Annotated in this window: 16 protein-coding genes and 1 pseudogene; 8 read left to right on the top strand and 9 right to left on the bottom strand. The window is 64.5% G+C overall.

Features of this window, described 5'->3' with window-relative positions:
* Positions 1 to 288: 288 nt before the first annotated feature.
* Complete coding sequence (locus LB543_RS32250) at positions 289 to 2,604, bottom strand: glucose/quinate/shikimate family membrane-bound PQQ-dependent dehydrogenase (RefSeq protein ID WP_224617192.1); 2,316 nt, start codon at positions 2,602 to 2,604, stop codon at positions 289 to 291.
* 249 nt (positions 2,605 to 2,853) lie between these two features.
* Here LB543_RS32250 and LB543_RS32255 point away from each other — a divergent pair, with 249 nt between their 5' ends.
* On the top strand, positions 2,854 to 5,457 hold the full coding sequence (locus LB543_RS32255) for an ATP-dependent helicase (RefSeq protein ID WP_224617193.1): 2,604 nt from the start codon (positions 2,854 to 2,856) through the stop codon (positions 5,455 to 5,457).
* A 38-nt stretch (positions 5,458 to 5,495) separates the two neighbouring features.
* Here LB543_RS32255 and LB543_RS32260 read toward each other — a convergent pair whose 3' ends face one another.
* The 3 genes and pseudogenes from LB543_RS32260 to LB543_RS32270 form a co-directional block, all read right to left on the bottom strand.
* Entirely contained in the window at positions 5,496 to 5,810 is a 315-nt protein-coding gene (locus tag LB543_RS32260) for a hypothetical protein (protein WP_224617203.1), read from the bottom strand.
* Positions 5,811 to 5,934: 124 nt separating this feature from the next.
* A complete protein-coding gene (locus LB543_RS32265; protein ID WP_224617194.1) occupies positions 5,935 to 7,488 on the bottom strand; it encodes a trimethylamine methyltransferase family protein in 1,554 nt (517 codons plus the stop codon).
* A 13-nt stretch (positions 7,489 to 7,501) separates the two neighbouring features.
* Positions 7,502 to 7,696, bottom strand: a pseudogene (locus tag LB543_RS32270) (glycine cleavage T C-terminal barrel domain-containing protein); the annotation flags it as partial.
* A gap of 197 nt (positions 7,697 to 7,893) precedes the next feature.
* Here LB543_RS32270 and LB543_RS32275 point away from each other — a divergent pair.
* Both LB543_RS32275 and LB543_RS32280 read left to right on the top strand, forming a co-directional pair.
* The gene (locus LB543_RS32275; RefSeq protein WP_224617195.1) at positions 7,894 to 9,351 is read left to right on the top strand and encodes an esterase-like activity of phytase family protein; all 1,458 of its coding nucleotides are present in this window, start codon (positions 7,894 to 7,896) and stop codon (positions 9,349 to 9,351) included.
* Positions 9,352 to 9,593: 242 nt separating this feature from the next.
* Positions 9,594 to 11,054, top strand: coding sequence for an MATE family efflux transporter (locus LB543_RS32280; RefSeq protein ID WP_224617196.1), 1,461 nt, complete (start codon positions 9,594 to 9,596; stop codon positions 11,052 to 11,054).
* Between the two features lie 24 nt (positions 11,055 to 11,078).
* On the opposite strand, the gene LB543_RS32285 is transcribed toward LB543_RS32280, so the two are convergent.
* Positions 11,079 to 12,284, bottom strand: coding sequence for an MFS transporter (locus LB543_RS32285; protein WP_224617197.1), 1,206 nt, complete (start codon positions 12,282 to 12,284; stop codon positions 11,079 to 11,081).
* 316 nt (positions 12,285 to 12,600) lie between these two features.
* Between LB543_RS32285 and LB543_RS32290 the strand changes: the two genes are divergently transcribed.
* Entirely contained in the window at positions 12,601 to 13,176 is a 576-nt protein-coding gene (locus LB543_RS32290; protein ID WP_224617198.1) for a TMEM175 family protein, read from the top strand.
* Between the two features lie 2 nt (positions 13,177 to 13,178).
* Here LB543_RS32290 and LB543_RS32295 read toward each other — a convergent pair whose 3' ends face one another.
* Positions 13,179 to 13,460 carry a hypothetical protein gene (locus LB543_RS32295; protein ID WP_224592226.1) on the bottom strand — a complete coding sequence of 94 codons (282 nt, stop codon included), beginning with the start codon at positions 13,458 to 13,460 and terminating at the stop codon, positions 13,179 to 13,181.
* 134 nt (positions 13,461 to 13,594) lie between these two features.
* Here LB543_RS32295 and LB543_RS32300 point away from each other — a divergent pair, with 134 nt between their 5' ends.
* Positions 13,595 to 14,461, top strand: coding sequence for an SDR family NAD(P)-dependent oxidoreductase (locus tag LB543_RS32300; RefSeq protein WP_224617199.1), 867 nt, complete (start codon positions 13,595 to 13,597; stop codon positions 14,459 to 14,461).
* A 3-nt stretch (positions 14,462 to 14,464) separates the two neighbouring features.
* Here the strand turns inward: LB543_RS32300 and LB543_RS32305 are convergent, their stop codons facing one another.
* The 3 genes from LB543_RS32305 to LB543_RS32315 all read right to left on the bottom strand — a co-directional run bounded on the left by LB543_RS32305 (position 14,465) and on the right by LB543_RS32315 (position 16,459).
* Positions 14,465 to 14,893: a low affinity iron permease family protein gene (locus LB543_RS32305; RefSeq protein WP_181183037.1), complete on the bottom strand. Its 429-nt coding sequence runs from the start codon at positions 14,891 to 14,893 to the stop codon at positions 14,465 to 14,467.
* A gap of 321 nt (positions 14,894 to 15,214) precedes the next feature.
* On the bottom strand, positions 15,215 to 15,856 hold the full coding sequence (locus tag LB543_RS32310) for a DapH/DapD/GlmU-related protein (RefSeq protein ID WP_224617200.1): 642 nt from the start codon (positions 15,854 to 15,856) through the stop codon (positions 15,215 to 15,217).
* A gap of 84 nt (positions 15,857 to 15,940) precedes the next feature.
* Positions 15,941 to 16,459: a CreA family protein gene (locus LB543_RS32315; RefSeq protein WP_140758140.1), complete on the bottom strand. Its 519-nt coding sequence runs from the start codon at positions 16,457 to 16,459 to the stop codon at positions 15,941 to 15,943.
* A gap of 199 nt (positions 16,460 to 16,658) precedes the next feature.
* Between LB543_RS32315 and LB543_RS32320 the strand changes: the two genes are divergently transcribed.
* The 3 genes from LB543_RS32320 (at position 16,659) to LB543_RS32330 (ending at position 20,420) form a co-directional block, all read left to right on the top strand.
* Positions 16,659 to 17,237, top strand: a complete 579-nt coding sequence (locus LB543_RS32320) for an SCO family protein (RefSeq protein WP_140502440.1) — start codon at positions 16,659 to 16,661, stop codon at positions 17,235 to 17,237.
* A 10-nt stretch (positions 17,238 to 17,247) separates the two neighbouring features.
* Positions 17,248 to 18,120 carry a 50S ribosomal protein L11 methyltransferase gene (locus LB543_RS32325; protein WP_224617201.1) on the top strand — a complete coding sequence of 291 codons (873 nt, stop codon included), beginning with the start codon at positions 17,248 to 17,250 and terminating at the stop codon, positions 18,118 to 18,120.
* Between the two features lie 455 nt (positions 18,121 to 18,575).
* Entirely contained in the window at positions 18,576 to 20,420 is a 1,845-nt protein-coding gene (locus LB543_RS32330) for an aminopeptidase P family protein (protein ID WP_224617202.1), read from the top strand.
* The last annotated feature ends 145 nt before the right edge of the window (positions 20,421 to 20,565 follow it).

Below are 20,565 nucleotides of genomic sequence, written 5' to 3' on the forward strand. Positions count from 1 at the left end.
CCGGTCCTCCCGGCGGACAAGAAAACTGTCACCCATGCTATCGGTCCATTCTGTTACCTATCTATCCGGTTCGGACACCGCCACCTTCTCCCCGTAAGGGACGGGGAGAAGAGGCAACTTCAGCGCTGCGCCATTCCTGCAACGCCGGCGATTGGCGAAGCCATCGATGACGCGTCCTTCTCCCCGTCCCTATACGGGGAGAAGTGCCCGGCAGTGCGATGAGGGGCGGCGCCAAAGTTGCCGGAATTGCAAACCTGGCGGATCACCCATCCAGCCAGAATCTTGCCCCTATTTCGGCAGCGCGTAGGCCATCACATAGTCGCCCGGTTTGGTGCCAATCGAGCCGTGGCCGCCGGCGACGATGACCACGAACTGGCGCCCGTCCGCGACCGTATAGGTCATCGGCGTCGATTGCCCGCCGGCCGGCAGCCTGGCCCGCCAGAGCTGCTTGCCCGATGTCAGGTCGTAGGCGCGCAGATAGTCGTCGACGGCGGCACCCAGGAAGGCGACACCGCCGGCGGTGATCATCGGCCCGCCAATGCCGGGCGCCCCGACCTTCAGCGGCAATGGCAGCGGCGTCATGTCGTAGACGGTGCCGTTGCGGTGCTTGTAGGCAATCGTACCGGTTCGAAGATCGACGCCCGCGACATAGCCCCAGGGCGGTGCCTGGCACGGAATGCCGAGCGGCGACAGGAACGGTCCCATCACCACCGCGTAGGGCGCGCCTTCGTTGCGGTTCAGCCCCTGCTCGCTGCCCTTGGCGTCGCCCGGCGGCGGCACGTCCGCGCGGGGCACAAGCCGCGACGTGAAGGCGAGATAGGTCGGCATGCCGAACATCACCTGTCGCACCGGATCGACCGCCACGCCACCCCAGTTGAAAGTGCCGAAATTGCCGGGATAGATCAGCGATCCCTGCAGCGAGGGCGGCGTGTAGCGGCCTTCATAGCGCAATTTGTGGAGCGCGATCCGGCAGGCCAGCTGGTCGAACATGGTGATGCCCCACATATCGGCCTCGGTCAGCGGCGGCGGGTTGAAGGAAAGGTCGGACGCCGGCTGCGTCGGCGATGTGTGGTCGCCCTCGATGGCTCCCCCGGGCGCCGGGACTTCCTTGACCGGGATGACCGGCTCGCCGGTGCGCCGGTCGAGCACATAGAGGTCGCCCTGCTTGGTCGGCCCAACCAGCGCGGGCACCACGGAGCCGTCGGCCTTGGTGATGTCGATCAGGCTCGGCTGGGCCGGCACGTCCATGTCCCAGAGGTCATGGTGCACGGTCTGGCGCACCCATTTCAACTGCCCGGTGTTGAGGTCGAGCGCCGTGATCGACGAGGAGAATTTCTCGACATTGGCGCTGCGACCCGTGCCGAGCTGGTCCGGCGTCTGGTTGCCGAGCGGCACGTAGAGCAGGCCGAGCTTCTCGTCGGCGCTCGGCGTCGACCACATGTTGGGCGAGTTGGCGGTGTAGGTCTGGCCGGCCGCCAGCGGCGTCGTCTGGTCCGGATTGCCGGAATCCCAGTTCCACAGCAGTTTGCCGGTGCTTGCATCATAGGCGCGGATGACGCCGGACGGCTCCTGCGTCGAATAATTGTCGTTGACCGCGCCGCCGACGATGATCTTGCCGCCCGCGATCAGCGGCGCCGAAGTCGAGTAGTAATAGCCCGACTTGGGATACGGCATGTTGGCCAACAGATTGAGCGTGCCGGCCTCGGCAAAGGCGGGGCAAACCTGCCCGTTGGCGGCGTCGAGCGCGATCAGCCGCGCATCCGAGGTCGGCAGGTAGACGCGGGCCGCGCAGGTCTGGCCGGCGGCGCCCGCGGCATCGGCATAATAGGAGACGCCGCGGCAGGTCTGGTGCTGGCGGTCCTTGTCGAGCTTGATCTTGGGGTCGTAGCGCCACTTTTCCTTGCCGGTCGCTGCATCGACGGCGATGGCGAAGTTGTGCGGCGTGCAGATATAGAGCGTGTCGCCCACTTTGAGCGGCGTCACCTGGTAAGTGGTCTCGCCGACATCGTCCGGTCCCTTCACGTCGCCGGTGCGATAGGTCCAGGCCGGTTTCAGCTCGGCGACGTTGTCCGGTGTGATCTGGTCGAGCGGCGAATAGCGCTGGCCGAACTGCGTGCGCCCGTAATAGTGCCATTCGCCCGCCGGCACATCGCCGCCGAGATTGGCGTTGGGTATCACCTTGTCGGTGTCGAGCGCGCCGGCGATATCCTTCGGGTCTGCGGTCATCGAATAGCCGGCCACCGCCAGCGATGCCAGCACGGCAAGGATCAGAGGCGCGCGCCCGTCCGGACCGGCAAGGCCGCGCCGCGCCCACGGCGTCAGCAGCCACAGCGCCACCAGCACGATGATGCCGCCGCGCGGGCCGAGCTCCCACCAGTCGAAGCCGGTTTCCCAGACCGCCCAGGCCAGCGTGCCGAGCACGATCGCCGCATAGAGCCAGAGCGCCGTGGAACGGCGCCGGTAGAGCAGCCAGGCGGTGATCAGGAAGGCGAGGCCGACAACGATGTAGTACCAGCTGCCGCCCAGCGAAGCCAACCAGATACCCCCGGCGCCAAGTGCCAGGCCGATGAGGAAGAGGATGAGGGAGGTGATGGTGACAGCCAAGATGATACTCCTTCGACTGTTGCGCGCATGGTGGCGGCCCTGGGCAACCCGGCATTGCGTGCCGCCCCCTACGCAACTTTCTCCCGACCGCCGCGCCTGTCAAGCGTAGGCCATGGGTCCGCGGCAGCAACCCTCGTTTGTTCACAACGCCGGCTGCCATGTCGCTCAACTGGCCGTATCAGGCACTTTACCGGAACAAAACGTAGACAGTTCTGGTCTTTCGCTGCCGAATCACTACATTCGGGGGCGATGTCCGGCTTTTCCGAAGACATGCCCTTTTTCGACGAACCTAATGCGCGGCCCACGGCCCCGTCGGGCATTGCCGCGCGCGCCATGGCTGCCCGCGGCGGCCAAAACAATGCGCCGGACTATCTCAGGGGGCTGAACCCCGAGCAGCGGCTGGCGGTGGAGACCACCGAAGGCCCGGTTCTGGTGCTGGCCGGCGCCGGCACTGGCAAGACCCGCGTGCTGACCACCCGCATCGCCCACATCCTCGCCACCGGCAAGGCCTTCCCGTCGCAGATCCTGGCCGTGACCTTCACCAATAAGGCCGCGCGCGAGATGAAGCAGCGCATCGGCATCCTGATCGGCGAAGGCAATGTCGAGGGCATGCCGTGGCTCGGCACCTTCCACTCGATCGGCGTGAAGCTGCTGCGCCGCCACGCAGAGCTTGCCGGCCTGAGGTCCGACTTCACCATCCTCGACACCGACGACGTCGTGCGGCTGATCAAGCAACTCATCCAGGCCGAGGGCCTTGACGACAAGCGCTGGCCCGCAAAACAGTTCGCCCAGATGATCGACGGCTGGAAGAACAAGGGCCAGGGTCCGGTCGACATCGCCGAGGGCGATGCGCGCAGCTTCGCCAACGGCAAGGGCCGCGAGCTCTACAAGGCCTATCAGGAGCGCCTGCAGACGCTGAACGCCTGCGACTTCGGCGACCTGCTCTGCCACCCGATCCGCATCTTCCGCGCCAATCCCGATGTGCTGAAGGACTATCACCGGCGCTTCAAATACATCCTCGTCGACGAGTACCAGGACACCAATACCGCCCAATACATGTGGCTGCGGCTTCTGGCGCAAAGGCCCGAAGGCAAGCCGATCTCCCCCCATGTGGGGGAGATTGGGCGCTCTTCGGCCGAAGCCCGCGCCACCGTAAACATCTGCTGCGTCGGCGACGACGATCAGTCCATCTATGGCTGGCGCGGCGCCGAGGTCGACAACATCCTGCGTTTCGACAAGGATTTTCCCGGCGCCACCATCATCCGGCTGGAGCGCAATTACCGCTCGACCGCGCACATATTGGGCGCCGCTTCCCACCTCATCGCCTACAATGAGGGCCGTTTCGGCAAGACGCTGTTCACCGACCGCAACGATCCGGAAGACGGCAAGGTCAACGTGCATGCCGCCTGGGATTCGGAGGAGGAAGCCCGCGCCATCGGCGAGACCATCGAGGCCTACCAGCGCCAGAAGCATAATTTGAACGACATGGCGATCCTCGTCCGCGCGTCCTTCCAGATGCGCGCCTTCGAGGAGCGCTTCACCACGCTCGGCCTCAACTACCGCGTCATCGGCGGCCCGCGTTTCTACGAGCGCATGGAAATCCGCGACGCGATGGCCTTCTTCCGCGTCGTCGCGCAAGGCGCCGACGACCTCGCCTTCGAGCGCATCGTCAACGTGCCGAAGCGCGGCCTGGGCGAAGCCACCATCCGCCAGATCCACGACACGGCCCGCGCCCTGCGCATCCCCATGCTGGAAGCCGCCGGCAATCTCGCCGAAAGCGACGAGCTGAAGCCGAAGCCTCGCGCCGCCTTGCGCGAGGTGGCGGCCAATTTTGAACGCTGGCAGAAGGCGCTGGAAACGACGCCGCACACCGAGCTCGCCGAGACCATTCTCGAAGAGAGCGGCTACACCGACATGTGGAAGAACGACCGTTCGGTCGAGGCGCCCGGCCGGCTGGAGAACCTGAAGGAATTGATCCGTTCGATGGAGCAGTACGAGTCGCTGCGCTCCTTCCTCGAACATGTCGCGCTGGTCATGGATGCCGAGCAGAACGCCGGACAAGACGCCGTCTCGATCATGACGCTGCATTCTGCCAAGGGCCTCGAATTCGAGACCGTTTTCCTGCCCGGCTGGGAGGAAGGCCTCTTTCCCCATCAGCGCGCGCTGGACGAAGGCGGCCGCTCAGGCCTGGAGGAAGAGCGTCGCCTTGCCTATGTCGGCCTGACGCGGGCCAAGAAGAACCTGCATATCTGGTTCGTCTCTAACCGCCTCATCCACGGCCTGTGGCAATCGACCATCCCGTCGCGCTTCCTCGAGGAACTGCCGGAAGCCCATGTCGAGGTCGCCGAAGCCGGCAACTCCTATGGCGGCTACGGCAATCCCTATGGCGGCGGCTCGTTCGCGTCCGGCCGTGGCGGCGGCCAAGGGGCAGGAAGACAGAACCCGTACGGTGCCTCGCGCTTCGACAATGTTGGTGCCAACACGGAAAAATCCGGCGCCTTCTCGAACACCTATTCCACGCCGGGCTGGCAGCGCGCACAGGCCAACCGCACCGAGGCGACCGACCGCAACTGGGGCACGCGCTCGGGCCATCAGGTCGAACGCATCGGCTATGGCGAAACAGACTCCGGCTACGGCGCCGGCCGCACCAGCGTCAAGGGCCGCACCATCGACGGCGAACTGGTCGCCAAATCCGTCTCCGACACGCCGTCGGCCTTCAACGTCGGCGACCGCGTCTTCCACCAGAAATTCGGCAACGGCAACATCGCGGCCATCGAAGGCAACAAGCTGACGATCGACTTCGACAAGGCCGGCCAGAAGCGCGTGCTGGACGGGTTTGTCGCGGCGGTGTGAGTTGAATGCGGCTGGCCTCGCAAAGCTGGCTTTCCGCCTCAATCCACCTTCTTCTCGCCCTTTTCCCCGGCCTTCACGATATCCCCTGTCGTAAACAGGATTTCCTTTAGTTCCACGCGCCAGTCCGTCTTCTGGCGCAGCAGGAATTCGAGGTCCATGCCGAAATGCTTGAACTCTTCGCTCTGCGCATTCTTCATGATCGCCTTGGCCTGCGGATCCTTCTCCACCGACATGCGCTGTTCGTACCAGCCGATCGCTTCTGCCTCCTCGATCAGCGAGGTGATCATGCGGGCAAAGGTCCGCACTTCCTGCGACAGTTCTTCCGGCGGTTCGTGATACTGGTCGAAACCCATGTCGTCCTCCCTCGACGGCTCGCGAATGGAGCCAGGCATTGGCCCGCTTCCATGAATGCGTGGGACGCGCCGCGGGTTCCGGGATCGCGGCCACAATTCTGGAACGGCGAGTAGGCAGGCTACTTTACGACACCGGCGCCGCACCGCCCTCTTGCGTGCGCCGCGCGATGAATGCGTCGAGCACGCCTGACGTGGCGGCGGCCGCTGCCGGCGGCTCGAAATCGGCAAGGATGCGCTTCCAGATGCCGGTGGCGCGTTCGGTCGCGTTCTTCGAGCCGCTTTGCGTCCAGTTGCCGAAATTCGACCAGTCGGCCACCAGCGGCTCGTAGAATGCGGTGCGGTAGCGCCCCATGGTGTGGCCGGCCGAGAAGAAGTGGCCGCCCGGCTGCACTTCGGCGATCGCCTCGAAGCCTATTGCGTCGTCGTCGCCGGGAGTTGCGACACAAAGTTCCGCCACCGTCTGCAGCGCCTCGATGTCGGTGACCAGCTTTTCCAGGGAAACACTCAAGCCCCCTTCCAGCCAGCCGGCGGCATGGATGCAGACTGTGGCGCCCGACAGCACCGAGCCCCACAGCGCGAACTGCGTCTCGTGCGCGGCCTGCGCGTCCGAAATGTTGGCAGCGCTGCCGCCGCCCGAGCGCCAGGGCAGACCGGTGAAGCGCGCCAACTGGCCTGCACCGAGCGTGGCTTTGACGTGCTCCGGCGTGCCGAAGGCGGGTGCTCCGGATTTCATGTCGACATTGGAGGAGAAGGAACCGTAGACCACCGGCGCGCCCGGCCGCACGATCTGCGCCAGCGTCAGCCCGGCCAGCGCTTCGGCATGCTGCAGCGTCAGGGCGCCGGCCACCGTGATCGGCGCCATCGCACCGGCCAGACAGAACGGCGTGATGATCAGGACCTGGCCCGCCTTGGCGAAATCGATGATGCCTTGCGCCATCGGAATATCGAGCTGGCGCGGCGAGTTGGTGTTGATGACGGTGTAGCAATGCGCGCCCGTGCGGAACTCGTCTTCGGACAGCCCGCGGGCCAGCCTGATCATCTCGAAACTGTCATCGACCTGCGGCGTACCGCGTGCGAACACGAACGGGAATTTGTCGGAGAGCGTCAGCTGCGCCCGGTTGACGGCATAGTGGCGGAAGCGATTGTCGATGTCCTGCGGCTCGATGCACGGCCCCAGCATGTGCAACACATCGAAATGTTGCACCAGCTTCATGAGCTCCTCGAAGGCGGCCAGCGTTCCGGGCCGCCGGCCGCGGTCGAGATCGGTGACGTTGGGCGCGCCGGAGCCCGCCAGGAACGTCATCGAGCCCAGTTCGAGCGACAGATCGCGAGCACGCGCGCCCGCATTGGCGTGGATCGATCGTGGCGCAGAGGCAAGTGCGGCCAGCACCATGTCGCGGCCGATGCGCACCATGTCGGTGTCGGGATCGACCAGGGCGCCGGCGCGGGCGAGCACCTCGCGCGCCTGCGGCAACAGCACCTTGATGCCGAGCTCCTCCAGCACGCCCAGCGCCGTGTCGTGGATCGACGCCACCTGGTCGTCGGAAAAGATCGGCTGCGGCAGGAACGGGTTCTTCAGCGACCGGTAATTGGGCTTGCGGCTTGATTCGCTGCCGGCCTCGCCCATGCGTCCGCGCCGGCGTTCGCGCCTGCTGTCTCGTGCAGCGTCATTGATCATCAGAAACTCCTCCTCATTGCCGCATCGCCTTGCCCTGGGGATCATAGGGCGAGGCCGCGATGACCCGCGCAGTCCGCTCGACGCCGACAATGTGCACGTAAAGCGCCGTCCCCTCCCCGGCGAAATCGTCGTCCACCAACGCCAGCGCGACGCTCTTGCCGATCGTGTAGCCAAATCCGCCCGAGGTGACGAAGCCGACGCGGCGGCCTCAAGGATTCCTTCCTGGTGAGTTCGAAGCGGCACCCTAGTACGCTGGCGGACCGGCATCGCGCACTGTCACGCAAGCATCATGTTCACGCCTTAGATCGCTTTCGGGGAGGCACGCGCGGCACCGTCGATGCGACACCTCTTTCCGTTTTTGTCCTTCGGCCGCTCCGGCATGCTTCGTCACAAAGAGGATTGTCCATGAAACACCCGCACCGAACCGCCTCGCTCGGCGTCGCGCTGGCCTTGTTCTCCGCCCTCACCCCGGCGCTTGCCGACGGCGTGGCTTACATCAACAAGGGCCTGGTCGGCGTCGGCCGCATGCCGGCCGACCAGCGCGATAAGTTCGGCGAGACCTTTGGCTCCGCCTCCGGCATGGCGATCGACACATCAGGCTGGACGCATGAAGCGGGTACCTACAAGGGGTCGCTCTGGCTCCTGCCCGACCGTGGCTACAACGTCGGCGGCACCACCGACTATCGCCCGCGCCTCAACGCCGTCGGCATCGAATTCACGCCTGTCGCGCCCGACGCCGGCCAGGAGCAGACGGGCGTCAAGGCGACGCTTGCCGACACGATACTGCTCACCGATGACAAGGGCGTCGATGCCACCGGCCTCGATCCATTGTCGGATGTACGCGCCGCGGCCGGCGACATGCCGATGCTGCCCGTCGCCACCAACGGCAAGCTCGCTCTCGACAACGAGGCCATCGCGCGGCTGCCCGACGGTTCGATGTTCATCTCCGACGAGTACGGCCCCAACATCTACAGGTTCTCCGCGCAAGGCCGCCTGATGTCGGCGACCCAGCCGCCGGCGGCCCTTGTGCCGATGCGCAAGGGAGCGCCGAACTTCTCCTCCGACAATCCCGGCCCGGGTGCCGCCGACCCTGATCCGAAGGATCCCGACACCGGCCGCCAGAACAACCAGGGCCTCGAAGGCATGGCGATGACGCCGGACGGCAAATTCCTGATCGCCGTGCTGCAGTCGGCGCCGAGGCAGGACGGCGGCGATTCCCCAGCGACGCGGCAGAACACCCGGGCGCTGGTCTACGATGCCTCCGACCTCGCCCATCTGAAGCTCGCGCATGAATATGTCGTGCCGCTGCCGGTGTTTAGGGATGCCAAGGGCAAGACCAAGGTCGCTGCGCAGAGCGAGATCATGGCGCTTTCGGACACGTCCTTCCTGATGCTGGCGCGCGACAGCGGCAACGGCCAGGGCCTGAAGAAGGGTGACGCTTCGCTCTACCGCCAGATCAACATCGTCGACGTGTCCGGCGCGACCGACATCGCGGGCGGCCCCTTCGACGCGGCCGACAAGCCGGTGGCGCCCAAGGGCGTGCTTGATCCCTCGGTGACGCCGGCCAAGCTGACGCCGTTCATCGATATAAACGACGCCGCGCAGCTTGGCCGCTTCGGCCTGCACAATGGTGGGGCGAAGGACCGCAACGAGCTTTCGGAAAAGTGGGAAGCGATGTCGGTTGCCAGCGTCCTCGACCCGAAGCTGCCCGACGACTATTTCCTATTCGTCGCCAACGACAATGACTTCCTCGCCCAGGACGGCTTCCAGGTCGGCGCGCCCTACAAGGCCGATGACGGCGCCGATGTCGACACCATGTTCCTGGTCTATCAGGTCACGCTGCCCGGCCTCGGCAAGAAGTAACGATCACTGCACAAGCGGGCGCGCGCCTGGCGTGCCCGCTTGTGCAGGTTGTGAAGGCTTGCTTCAAGAACTCCGCATCCTTTGGCACGCCCGCATCGATTGGCTCGGCCGTCCTGCTCGATGACCTTGCCGGCAGCCGACACCGCGCACGAAGCTCCCCGCCCCCGCATCGACCTGTTCGGTTGAATCATGCGATCATCGCGCACCGGACTCGAGATAGGCCTTATCGCCCATGGACGAAAATGCCCGCGCGTCGGCGCACCGGCGACCTGACCAGCGGCCCGATCCCACGCACGCTGCTGCTCTTCGCCTTGCCGGTGCTCGGCTCCAACGTGCTGCAATCGCTGAACGGCTCGGTCAATGCCGTCTGGGTGGGCCGCTTCCTCGGCGACTCGGCGCTGACCGCGACATCCAACGCCAATCTCGTTCTGTTCCTGATCCTCGGCACTGTGTTCGGCATCGGCATGGCGGCCACCATTCTGGTGGCGCAGTCGGTCGGCGCCCGCGACCTGCCCGAGGCGCGCCGCATCGTCGGCACCAGCGCCACTTTCTTCTTCCTCGTTTCGGTGGTCTTCGCGGTCTGCGGCTGGATCTGGGTCGATGCCATCCTGGGCGCGCTTGGCACGCCGGCCGACGCCTTGGCGCTCGCGCACTCCTACCTGCGCATCATCTTCGTCGCCGTGCCGATGATGAACCTTCTGTCCTTCGTCATGACCGTGCTGCGCGGCGCCGGCGATTCACGCACGCCCTTCATCTTCATGGCACTGGCGGTCGTTCTCGACATCGCGCTCAATCCCTTGCTCATCCGCGGCATCGGCCCGTTTCCCGAACTCGGCATCGCCGGTTCCGCCACCTCGACGCTGATCGGTCAGACCGTCAGTGTCATCGCCATCCTCGTCGTGCTCTACACGCGCAAGCATCCGTTGCGGCTGGCCGGCGCCAATCTCGTCCTGCTGCGCCCGGATCCGGCGCTGCTGCGCATCGTCGTCTTCAAGGGGGTGCCGATGGGTCTGCAGATGATCGTCATCTCGGCGGCGGCACTGACGGTCATGGGCATCGTCAACTCGTGCGGTTCGCAGGTCGCCGCCGCCTACGGCATCGCCGCGCAGCTCTGGACCTACATCCAGATGCCGGCGCTCGCGATCGGCGCCGCGGTCTCTTCCATGGCGGCCCAGAATGTCGGTGCCGGCCGCTGGGACCGGATCGGCCGCGTTGCCGCTTCCGGCGTCGGCTTCAACCTCGTCCTGACCGGCGCTCTCGTCGCGCTGCTATGGGTCTTCGACCGCTCGATCCTGAGCTTGTTCCTGAGCAGTGACAGCGCAGCGATCGACATTGCCGCCCACATCAACACGGTCGCGTCCTGGTCGTTCATCCTGTTCGGCATCACCATCGTGCTGTTCGCCACCGTGCGCGCCACGGGGGCCGTGATGCCGCCGCTGATCATCCTGGTGATCTCGGTGCTCATCGTGCGCACCGGCTTTGCCTATTACATGCGCGGCGTGATCGGCGAGGAGGCGCTGTGGTGGAGTTTCCCGGCCGGTTCGATCGCCTCGCTGGCCCTGGCTGCGGCCTACTACCGCTTCGGCGGCTGGCGCACCTTGCACATGATCGAGAACAGGCCGGCGGCCGGCGAACCGCCCGACACCGGGCTCGGCGTGCCGCGCCAGCGCGCCAACATGGCACCTGAAACGCTAAACGGCTGAAGCAGGTCTGCCGGCGCGGCTGTCTCAGCGCCTTTGTCTGAGCCCGAAGGCCAGCGCCACCAGCGCGAACACGATGATCATGGCCGCGAAGGCCAGGCTCGCGGCGACAGGGCTGGCATAGGTCGACACGACGCCGATGCCGATGACAGGCAAGGCGTTGCCGACGAAGCAGCAGACGAAGAAGCTGGACACCACTTCGGCACGGCGATCCTGCGGCGCGATCTCGTTCACCACCTGCAGGCCGCCTCGGTAGCCGAGTGCGGCCACGACCCCGCAGCAGGCCGTCGCCACGATCATCAGCGCCATCGAGGCCAGCATCTGCGCCGCCACCACCAGCAGCACGCTTGGGATCATCGAGGCCAGGGCAGCCAGCATCGCCTTGCTGCTCTGCACGCGCATCAGCACCACGATGCTGGCCGCCGCGACGATCGCCAGTTCGAAGAACAGTGCGCCGGCAACGGCATGGTTCGTTTCGTGCAGCTGCTGCGCCAGGATGCTCGGCGCCACCGCGGCATAGAAGCCGACCAACGCCATCGCGCCGAAACCGGTCACCGCCGGCGCGACGAAGCGCGTGCGTATCTTCTGGGGTACGGAGAGGCGCGGCCGCATCGAAATCCGCCCGAGGCCACCTGGCTTGGCCACCGTTTCACGGGTGCGCCAGACCAGGACCGCCACCACCGCGAGTGCCATGAGATAGACGACGAAGACCAGCCGCAGGGGCCAGGGCTCGTATTGAGCCAACAGTCCCGATATCAGCGACCCGAAACCGAGACCGAGGAAATTGGTGCCGGTGGTGATGACGCTGGCACGCGCTTTGTCGGCGGCGGGGAGAAGCTCGGCAATCCAGGCAGTCCCGGTCCCCGCACCGATGCCGATGCCAAGTCCGCTCAGGATGCGCGCCACGTCGAGCGAGACGACATTCCCGGCGAACAGGAAGATAAGCGCGCTGACAATGGCCACGATCATCGCCGCCAGCGCTGCGGGCCGGCGTCCGACCACATCCGACACGCCACCGAACACCAGCAAGGCGCCGAGATTGCCGACAACATAGACCGCGTAGATCAGCGTCAAGGTGATCTGCGAAAAGCCGAATTGCTGCTTGTAGATGATATAGAGGGGCGTCAGCGCCGTGCTGCCGGCAAACAGCACCGCGATCATCGCCGCGACAGTCGGGATCGCGAGGACGTTGCCGGCCTCGTTCTGAGTTTGCGCCAAATCACGAAAGGCCATCGCCAACCTCGTCACCAGTTTCAGGGATCGCGAGGTTAACGCACCCTTACCGCCGGCGTTCCAGTGAACGGCCAGGCTCCTGACACCACGGTGGGCCTTGCCCGATCAGGCAAGCCGATGATCTCACAATTGCGGATCGGGGCCAGCGGCCCCGATCCATCACGGCATCCCTTGTGCCGTATCAAATGCAATCAGTCCTACTTGCAGGAAACCGGGCCTATTGTTGAGGAATTTTCCTCGCACTGTTTATCGGCGCCCCAACATCCGCTAACGATTTACTATCTTTCAGCAATTCATCGCGGACCGGGTTTTGATCATGGGCAAAGGCAGGGTCGAGGCATTCACCGACGGCGTGGTGGCGATCATCATCACCATCATGGTGCTGGAGTTGAAGGTACCGGAAGGCGAGGATTTTTCGGCGCTGCTGCCGCAGTGGCCGATCTTCCTATGCTACGTGCTCTCCTTCATCAATGTCGGCCTCTACTGGAACAATCTGCACAACATGTTCCACACGGTGCAGCGTGTCGACGGCCGCGTGCTGTGGGCGAACCTGCATCTGTTGTTCTGGCTGTCCCTGATGCCGGTGACGACCGCCTTCATGGGCGAGAACCATTTCGCCACGGTTCCCGTCGCGGTCTACGGTTTCGACCTTGCAATGTGTGCGACCGCCTACTTCATCCTGGTCATTGCGCTGCATCGGCTGCATGGGCCGGATACCGCATTCGCCAAGGCCATCGGCCGCGACCGCAAGGGAAGGATTTCGCTCGCCGTCTACATAGCCGCCGTTGGGCTGACCTTCCTCGACCGGTGGATCGGCGTCGCGCTCTATGTTGCCGTCGCCCTGGTCTGGTTGGTGCCGGACACGCGCTTTGCACGGGTCCTGGAGAAGTAATTCTATTTACGCATCGCCTTCAGCTTCTCTGCCACCGAAGCGGCTAGATCGGCATAGCGCTCTTCCAGCCGCTCCGCCGACTTGATGATCGAGAAATCATGGCCGAACTTCTCCAGAGCCATGCGCAGTTTCTCGACGAATTCCGCTTGCTTTTCCAATTCGGAGAACAAGGTTTTCACCTGAGCTTCGCTGATGTCCGGGTTGGCCAACATCTGCGGCACCTCGCGCCCCATCTGGTCGCCGGTGGCGGTCTGCTCCTTCAGAATTGCAACCCAATCCGTCAATCGGAAATCTCCCTTTTGGCGTCGCAGCATGCGCAGCCACGACCGGAGTGGTCAACCCGACAAGCCTGACGGAGGCTTGCACAAGCCCGTTCCGGCGCTAAGTTCGGCGCCATCGAAAAAGGAAGCCATCGCAGATGATCCCCGACGCCGAGATCCAGACCGCCCTGCCAGCGCTTGGCCAAGGCAATACCGCCGTCATCACCGGCGCCGCCAGCGGCATTGGCCTTGCGGCGGCCAAACGGCTGGCGCTGATGGGCATGAAGATCGTGCTCGCCGACATTGGCGGCCCGCGCCTCGACGATGCTTCTCGAGCCGTTTCCGCGATCGCCGGCGACGACGCCGTGCTTGCCGTTGCATCGGACGTTTCGAAGGCCGATGAGGTCGATCGTTTGGCCGACCGGGCATTCGGCGCCTTCGGCGAGGTCTCGCTGCTGATGAACAATGCCGGCGTCGGCGACAACCCGGGAAAACCCTGGGAAAACCGCGACGGCTGGAAACGGCTGCTCGATATCAATTTCTGGGGCGTCGTGCATGGCGTAGAAGCCTTTGCGCCACGCATGCTGGCGTCAGCCAAGCCAGGCCTGATCGTCAACACCGGCTCCAAGCAAGGCATCACCACGCCGCCTGGCAACCTCGCCTACAACGTTTCCAAGGCTGGCGTGAAGACCTTTACCGAGGGCCTGGCGCATGCGCTGCGCAACGAGCCCGGCGCCCGCCTGTCGGCGCATCTGCTCATCCCCGGCTTCACCTATACCGGCCTGACCGAAGGCGCGACGGAAAAGCCCGCCAGCGCCTGGACCGGTGAGCAGATCATTGATTTCATGCTGGAATCGCTGGTCAGGGGTGACTTCTACATCCTCTGTCCCGACAATGAGGTGGCGCGGCCACTGGACGAAAAGCGCATGGCCTGGGCGATCGGCGACATCATCGAAAACCGCCCTGCTCTGTCGCGCTGGCACTCCGACCACAAGGATGCGTTCGCGGCGTTCATGAAAGGCTGAGCCTCAAGCCGCGCTCTTTTTCGCGCCCCGCTTCTGGGCAACCGCCTTCTTGGCCGCCATGGTCGCGACTTTCTCGTCGTGCCGCTTCGCCGCCCGCTCGCATTTGGCGCGGATCTCCTGGACCTCGGCTTCAGTCAGGTGCTCGATGCCGATGAAGGTGTTTTTGGCCGCGCCGACCCGTATCAGCTCGTCGAGCTTGGCCTGGATCGCCGCGCCGTCGCGATTCTGGGTGTTTTGAATGAGAAACACCATCAGGAAGGTGATGATGGTAGTGCCGGTGTTGATCACCAGTTGCCAGGTGTCAGAGAAGGCGAAGAGTGGCCCGCTTACTCCCCAGACGACGACGATCAGGCAGCAGACTGCGAATGTCGGCGACAGGCCAGCAAGGTGAGCTACCCGGTTGGCGATTTTGGTGAAAAGCTTCTCGATCATGGGCTCCCTCAAAACAGCGCCGCGCCGTTCGGTACGCCGGAAGAAACAACCGGCAGCCATTCGGGTTCCCGCGCGCAAAAAATACAACCGATGCAATTAAATGCACGCGGCGCGCGCATTCGGCACAAAACACACCTTATCGGTTCAATGTCATGGTAGCCGCGCAGGCAAGAGCCTGTTCCTTCCGCTTCACGGCGATTTACCTCCAGCCCCTTCCGCCGCGCCATCCCCGCATGGCGGAAGGGGTTTCATTTCACAGAGCGCCAAGAATAGTTCCCTGCACGGCCGTGACGGCAGGTCCAAACCGTTCTCTGCGGGAGATTAAACGGCGTCGTTTTCCCAGCGGTCGAGGAAGGCCTCGATCGGCATTGCCTGCATGTCGGGAACCGCTTTGGCGAGTTTCTCGACCGGCCAGTCCCACCAGGCGAGAGCCTCGATCCGGGCCGCGACGGCCACGGGGAAGCGCGCCCTGATCGGCTTCGCCGGCACGCCGGCGACGATCGTGTAGGACGGCACGTCCCGCGTCACCACCGCATTGGCGCCAATGACCGCGCCGTTGCCGATGGCGATGCCAGGCAAGATGACCGCGCCGTGGCCGATCCAGACATCATGGCCGATGGTCACGGCCTTCGACCGCCGCCGCTCGCGGAACGCGGCATCGACGCCCAGCCAGCGGAAATACTCGTTCGGCCGATAGCTGACCTTGTGCTGGGTCAGCCGCTCGATCGGATGCTCCAGCGCATTGATGCGGCTGTTGGCGGCGATGGAGCAGAATTTGCCGATCGTCGTATAGATCGCCTCGGCATGGCGTTCGAAATAGGAGAAATCGCCGACGATGACCTCGCGCAGCACGACGCGTTCGCCGATCGCGGCATAGCGGCCAAGCTTGCAGCCCTTCATCTCCGCGGTAGGATGGATACGCGGCTCGGGGTCTTTCGCAACGAGATCTTCGGAACGGTCCATGCCGGCGGCTTTACGTCAGGACGATTGGTCCCGCAAGCGGGGCCAATCGTCCGTCGGAACAGGACCAGGAGGAGTCCGACCCGCCTATTTCGGCGTGGCTTTGCTCCACACCACGTTCTGGCCGTAGAGCGGCACCGTCGTAACCGACATCTTGGCCGAGCCGTTCTGCACCTGGCGCGAGTGCGACAGATAAATCAGCGTCTCGCTCTTCTTGTCGTAGATGCGGTTCACCACCTGCTTCTTCCAGATCAGGCTGAGGCCTTGCTTGAACACCTCCTCGCCGCTCTCGCTCATGTCGATGTCGCCGATGGTGATCGGCCCGGTCTGACGGCACGAGATCGAGGAATCGCTGGGATCCTCGAACCAATTGCCCTTGTGCAGGCGGTCGATGATGCTTCGGTCGAAATAGGCGACATGGCAGGTCACACCATCCACCTTCGGGTCCTTGATCGCGTCGATGATGATGTCGTTGCCGACCCAGTCGACGCCGACCTTGCCGACTTCCTCGGCAACGGCGCTACCGGCGCCAAGCACGATAAATGCCGCCAACGCGCCGCCGATCAGTTTCCGCCCAGTCAGTTCGAGCCCAATCAGTTCGAGCAAAGAAGCCTCCTCGGTTCGAGTTGCCGGTCTCAGGTGGGGCGAACTGTTCGGCTTTGCAAGCAGATGCGTCAACACCACAGCCGGTTGCGTCAACGCGGCATCTTTGCGTGTACCCCGTCGAACCGCTAAGACTGTGGCCGAACAAGAGGCGCACCGTTTTGGCCGGCGCGTCCCGTGACATTACAGACGGACATTTCTGATGATGCGTTCTATCCTGGTCGGCATTCTCGTTCTGATGGCTGCCGGCATCGGCTGGCTGACCTTCGACTGGTATCGCGGCCATTATGGCGGCGAGCCTTTCGGCGCGGCGTTCACCCTGGTCGACCAGAAAGGCGCACCGATCACCGAGGCCGCTTTCCGGGGACAGCCCAGCGTCGTTTTCTTCGGCTTCACCCATTGCCCCGAAGTCTGCCCGACCACGCTGTTCGAACTCTCCGGCTGGCTGAAGACGCTCGGCGACAACGGCAAGAACCTGCATGCCTATTTCGTCTCGGTCGACCCGGAGCGCGATACGCCGCAGGTCATGAATGCCTATGTCAGCAATTTCTCCGACCGGATCACCGGGATCACCGGCGACCCGGACAAGGTCCATGCCATGGCCAAGGCGTTCGGCATCTATTGGAAGAAGGTCGACACCGGCGACGGTGATTACACCATGGACCACACCGCCTCGGTGCTGCTGCTCAACGCCAAGGGCGACTTTGCCGGCACGATCGCCTATGGCGAGAGCGCCGACACCGCCGTCGAGAAGCTGAAGCGCCTCGCCGCGAACGGCTGACAAAATTCACATGACCCAGACGCGGCTCCACTTCACCACCGGAAAGATCGAGGCCGAGCGCATCTTCGCGGCGCTCGAAACCGCCTTCGAGGATGAAGGCCTGCCGATCGCCGTGCTGGAGGTCGACGAAGACGCCGACATCCACGAGGTCTCGCTCTACGCCGATGGCGACGTCGACGCCGTCGAGGCGCGGCTGAAGGACATTCTCGCCGGCCTCGCTTTGTCGAGACCGCTCGAGCGCGAGGCGCTGCCCGACATCGACTGGGTGGCACGTTCGCTGGAAGGCCTGAAGCCTGTGCGCGCCGGCCGTTTCTTCGTCCATGGCGCGCATGACAGCAGGAAGCGCCACAGCGGCGAACTGGCCATAGAGATCGAGGCGGGTCTTGCCTTCGGCACCGGCCATCACGGCACCACCGCCGGATGCCTCGAAATGCTGGAGAAAGTCGTGCGGCGCGAGCGTCCGCGCAACGCGCTCGACCTCGGCACCGGCAGCGCGGTGCTGGCGATCGCCGTCGCCAAGCTGGCGCATATTCCGGTTCTGGCCACCGACATCGATCCGGTGGCGGTCAAGGTCGCCGCCGCCAATGCGCGGCTGAACCACGTCAAAGGCCTGATCGAGACGGTGACAGCGCCGGGCTTTCATCACCCGATCTTCGCCAGGCGCTCACCCTTCGACCTCATCGTCGCCAACATATTGGCGCGGCCGCTGATGCGGCTGGCGCCGCAAATGGCGGGCCACATCACGCTTGGCGGTTCGATCGTGCTGTCTGGGATTCTCGATCGCCAGCGCGACGCGGTCATCTCGGCCTATGTCGGCCAGAATTTCCGCCACGTCAGTACCTTGCATCGCGAGGGCTGGGTGACGATCCACCTCAAGCATTGACGTTGCGCGGCAGCGTTATCTTGTTCCGACCTAAATTGGGCAAAGCGACGGAGTTGGACATGCGGTCACAGTCGACAGCTTCTCGCGCTTCGCAAGTTTCGGCCGTTCATATGTCTTCTTCATGAGAACCCCCGTTATCCCTCGAATGACAAGTTTGCCTTGCGCCGGCAAAGACAGTCAACCGGCGACTAAATTAGGGTGAACTTAACCCACCGGTGTTGCCGATTGGCTATGGACATGAGCGCTTCTGACGTCGAGAAAATGACCTCTAGCACCAGCTTGGCACGGAATCCGACCTCGGTCAGATCGTCCGCTCGCCTCAGCCTTCCGGCATGGCTGGACCAAGCGCGATCGGTTGTCAGCCGGGCGACGCTGTAGCACTTTGCGCCGGCTGGAAATCGATTCCGATTTACAGCCCCATAGGTTACGGTCGCGCGAATACCAGGAGGCCCACCATGTTCCAGTCCTTCGATTCCGCGGGCGACCCGGCGGTCGGCAAGCCGCGCGTGGCGCTGCTACGCCAATGGCTCGGCGACAATGGCCTCGATGGCTTCATCGTACCGCGCGCCGACGAACACCAGGGCGAATATGTCGCCGATCGTTCGGCCCGGCTGAAATGGTTGACTGGCTTCAGCGGCTCGGCCGGCGTCGCCGTCGTGCTGCGCGACCGCGCCTTCGTCTTCGTCGACGGGCGCTACACGCTGCAGGTGCGGGGCGAAGTCGACCTCGGCATCTTCTCGATCGAGAGCCTGGTCGACAACCCGCCCGCTGTCTGGATCAGGGATAACATCGGCAAAGGGGCGCGGCTGGGTTTCGATCCCTGGCTGCACACGATCGGCGAGGTCAAGGCGCTGCAGGCCTCCGCCGACAAGAACGGCGCGCTGCTCGTGCCGCTCGACAGGAACCCGATCGACATCATCTGGAAGGATCAGCCCGCCGCACCCGTGACCCCGGTCGAGCTGCATCCGATCGGCTTTGCCGGCGAGCTCGCCAAGGACAAGCTGGCGCGGCTGGCAACGGCAATCGGCAAGGACGGCGCCACCCATGCCGTGCTGACCGACCCATCCTCCATTGCCTGGGCCTTCAACATCCGTGGCGGCGACGTTCCGCACACGCCGCTGGCGCTCGGCTTCGCCATCCTCGCAGCCGACGGATCGCACCAGCTTTTCATGGATCGGCGCAAGTTCTCGCGTCAGGTCGCGGCCTACCTCACCCAGCTTGCCGATCCGCATGAGCCCGGCGAATTCGAAGCCGCGATCGTGGCGCTTGCGAAAAGCGGCGCGAAAATCGCGCTCGATCCGGTGCTGGCGGCCGACCGGCTGCGCATGCTGGTCGAGGACAATGGCGGCACGGTGATTGCCGCGCCCGATCCTGCCCGCATCCCGCGCGCCACCAAAAACCCTGCCGAGATCAACGGCTCGCGCGCCGCGCATCGCCGCGACGGCGCGGCGGTGGCGAAGCTTTTGTGCTGGCTGGAGCGCCAGAAACCCGGCTCCCTCGACGAGATCGCGGTTGTCACCAGGCTCGAAGACACGCGCCGGCAGACCGGCGAGGAAACCCAGATGCCGCTGCGCGACGTCTCCTTCGACACCATTTCCGGCGCCGGCCCGAACGGCGCCATCATGCATTACCGCGTCTCGAGCGCCACCAGCCGCAAGCTGCAGGCCGGCGAACTGTTCCTGCTCGATTCCGGCGCGCAATACCAGGACGGCACGACAGACATCACCCGCACCGTGCCGATCGGCCAGCCGACCGAAGAGATGCGCGAACGCTACACGCTGGTGCTGAAAGGCATGATCGGCATTTCGACGCTGCGCTTTCCTGCCGGCACACGCGGCTCGGAAATCGATGCGGTTGCCCGCATGGCGTTGTGGAAGCATGGCTGCGACTTCGCCCATGGCACAGGCCACGGCGTCGGCTCGTATCTGGCCGTGCATGAGGGTCCGCAGCGCATCGCCCGCACCGGCACCGAAAAGCTGCTCGAAGGCATGATGCTGTCGAACGAGCCCGGCTACTACAAGGAAGGCGCCTATGGCATCCGTATCGAGAACCTCATCCTGGTGACACCGGCCGAACAGATCGAGGGCGGCGACATGGCCATGCACGGTTTCGAGACGCTGACGCTCGCCCCGATCGACATCAGGCTGGTGCGCACCGATTTGCTGACTCGCGACGAACTGCACTGGCTCGACGCCTACCACGCCCGCGTGCTGGCCGAGATCGGACCGATGCTCGACGGCGAAACGCTGGCCTGGCTGGAAAAGGCGACGGCACCGCTGCCGCACGACGCGAAGATTTGAGGCGGTCGATATTCAGCTTGCAAGGCTGGCGCTGCCCCTCATCTGCCTGCCGGCATCTTCTTCCCGTATAGAGCGGGATGAGATTAGTTTCGGTCATATCCGGAGTTTTCGAAGTAGTGTGAGCATTCTGTCGGTGTGATGCGGT

It is taken from the genome of Mesorhizobium sp. ESP7-2 (genome assembly GCF_020164715.1).
Classification (GTDB): domain Bacteria; phylum Pseudomonadota; class Alphaproteobacteria; order Rhizobiales; family Rhizobiaceae; genus Mesorhizobium.

Coding starts and splice junctions, on each gene's coding strand:
- LB543_RS32255 (WP_224617193.1), top strand. CDS start 2,854: ATGTCCGGCTTTTCCGAAGACATGCCCTTTTTCGACGAACCTAATGCG.
- LB543_RS32325 (WP_224617201.1), top strand. CDS start 17,248: ATGACCCAGACGCGGCTCCACTTCACCACCGGAAAGATCGAGGCCGAG.
- LB543_RS32260 (WP_224617203.1), bottom strand. CDS start 5,810: ATGGGTTTCGACCAGTATCACGAACCGCCGGAAGAACTGTCGCAGGAA.
- LB543_RS32310 (WP_224617200.1), bottom strand. CDS start 15,856: ATGGACCGTTCCGAAGATCTCGTTGCGAAAGACCCCGAGCCGCGTATC.
- LB543_RS32275 (WP_224617195.1), top strand. CDS start 7,894: ATGAAACACCCGCACCGAACCGCCTCGCTCGGCGTCGCGCTGGCCTTG.
- LB543_RS32320 (WP_140502440.1), top strand. CDS start 16,659: ATGATGCGTTCTATCCTGGTCGGCATTCTCGTTCTGATGGCTGCCGGC.
- LB543_RS32305 (WP_181183037.1), bottom strand. CDS start 14,893: ATGATCGAGAAGCTTTTCACCAAAATCGCCAACCGGGTAGCTCACCTT.
- LB543_RS32300 (WP_224617199.1), top strand. CDS start 13,595: ATGATCCCCGACGCCGAGATCCAGACCGCCCTGCCAGCGCTTGGCCAA.
- LB543_RS32290 (WP_224617198.1), top strand. CDS start 12,601: ATGGGCAAAGGCAGGGTCGAGGCATTCACCGACGGCGTGGTGGCGATC.
- LB543_RS32330 (WP_224617202.1), top strand. CDS start 18,576: ATGTTCCAGTCCTTCGATTCCGCGGGCGACCCGGCGGTCGGCAAGCCG.
- LB543_RS32265 (WP_224617194.1), bottom strand. CDS start 7,488: ATGATCAATGACGCTGCACGAGACAGCAGGCGCGAACGCCGGCGCGGA.
- LB543_RS32285 (WP_224617197.1), bottom strand. CDS start 12,284: ATGGCCTTTCGTGATTTGGCGCAAACTCAGAACGAGGCCGGCAACGTC.
- LB543_RS32280 (WP_224617196.1), top strand. CDS start 9,594: ATGCCCGCGCGTCGGCGCACCGGCGACCTGACCAGCGGCCCGATCCCA.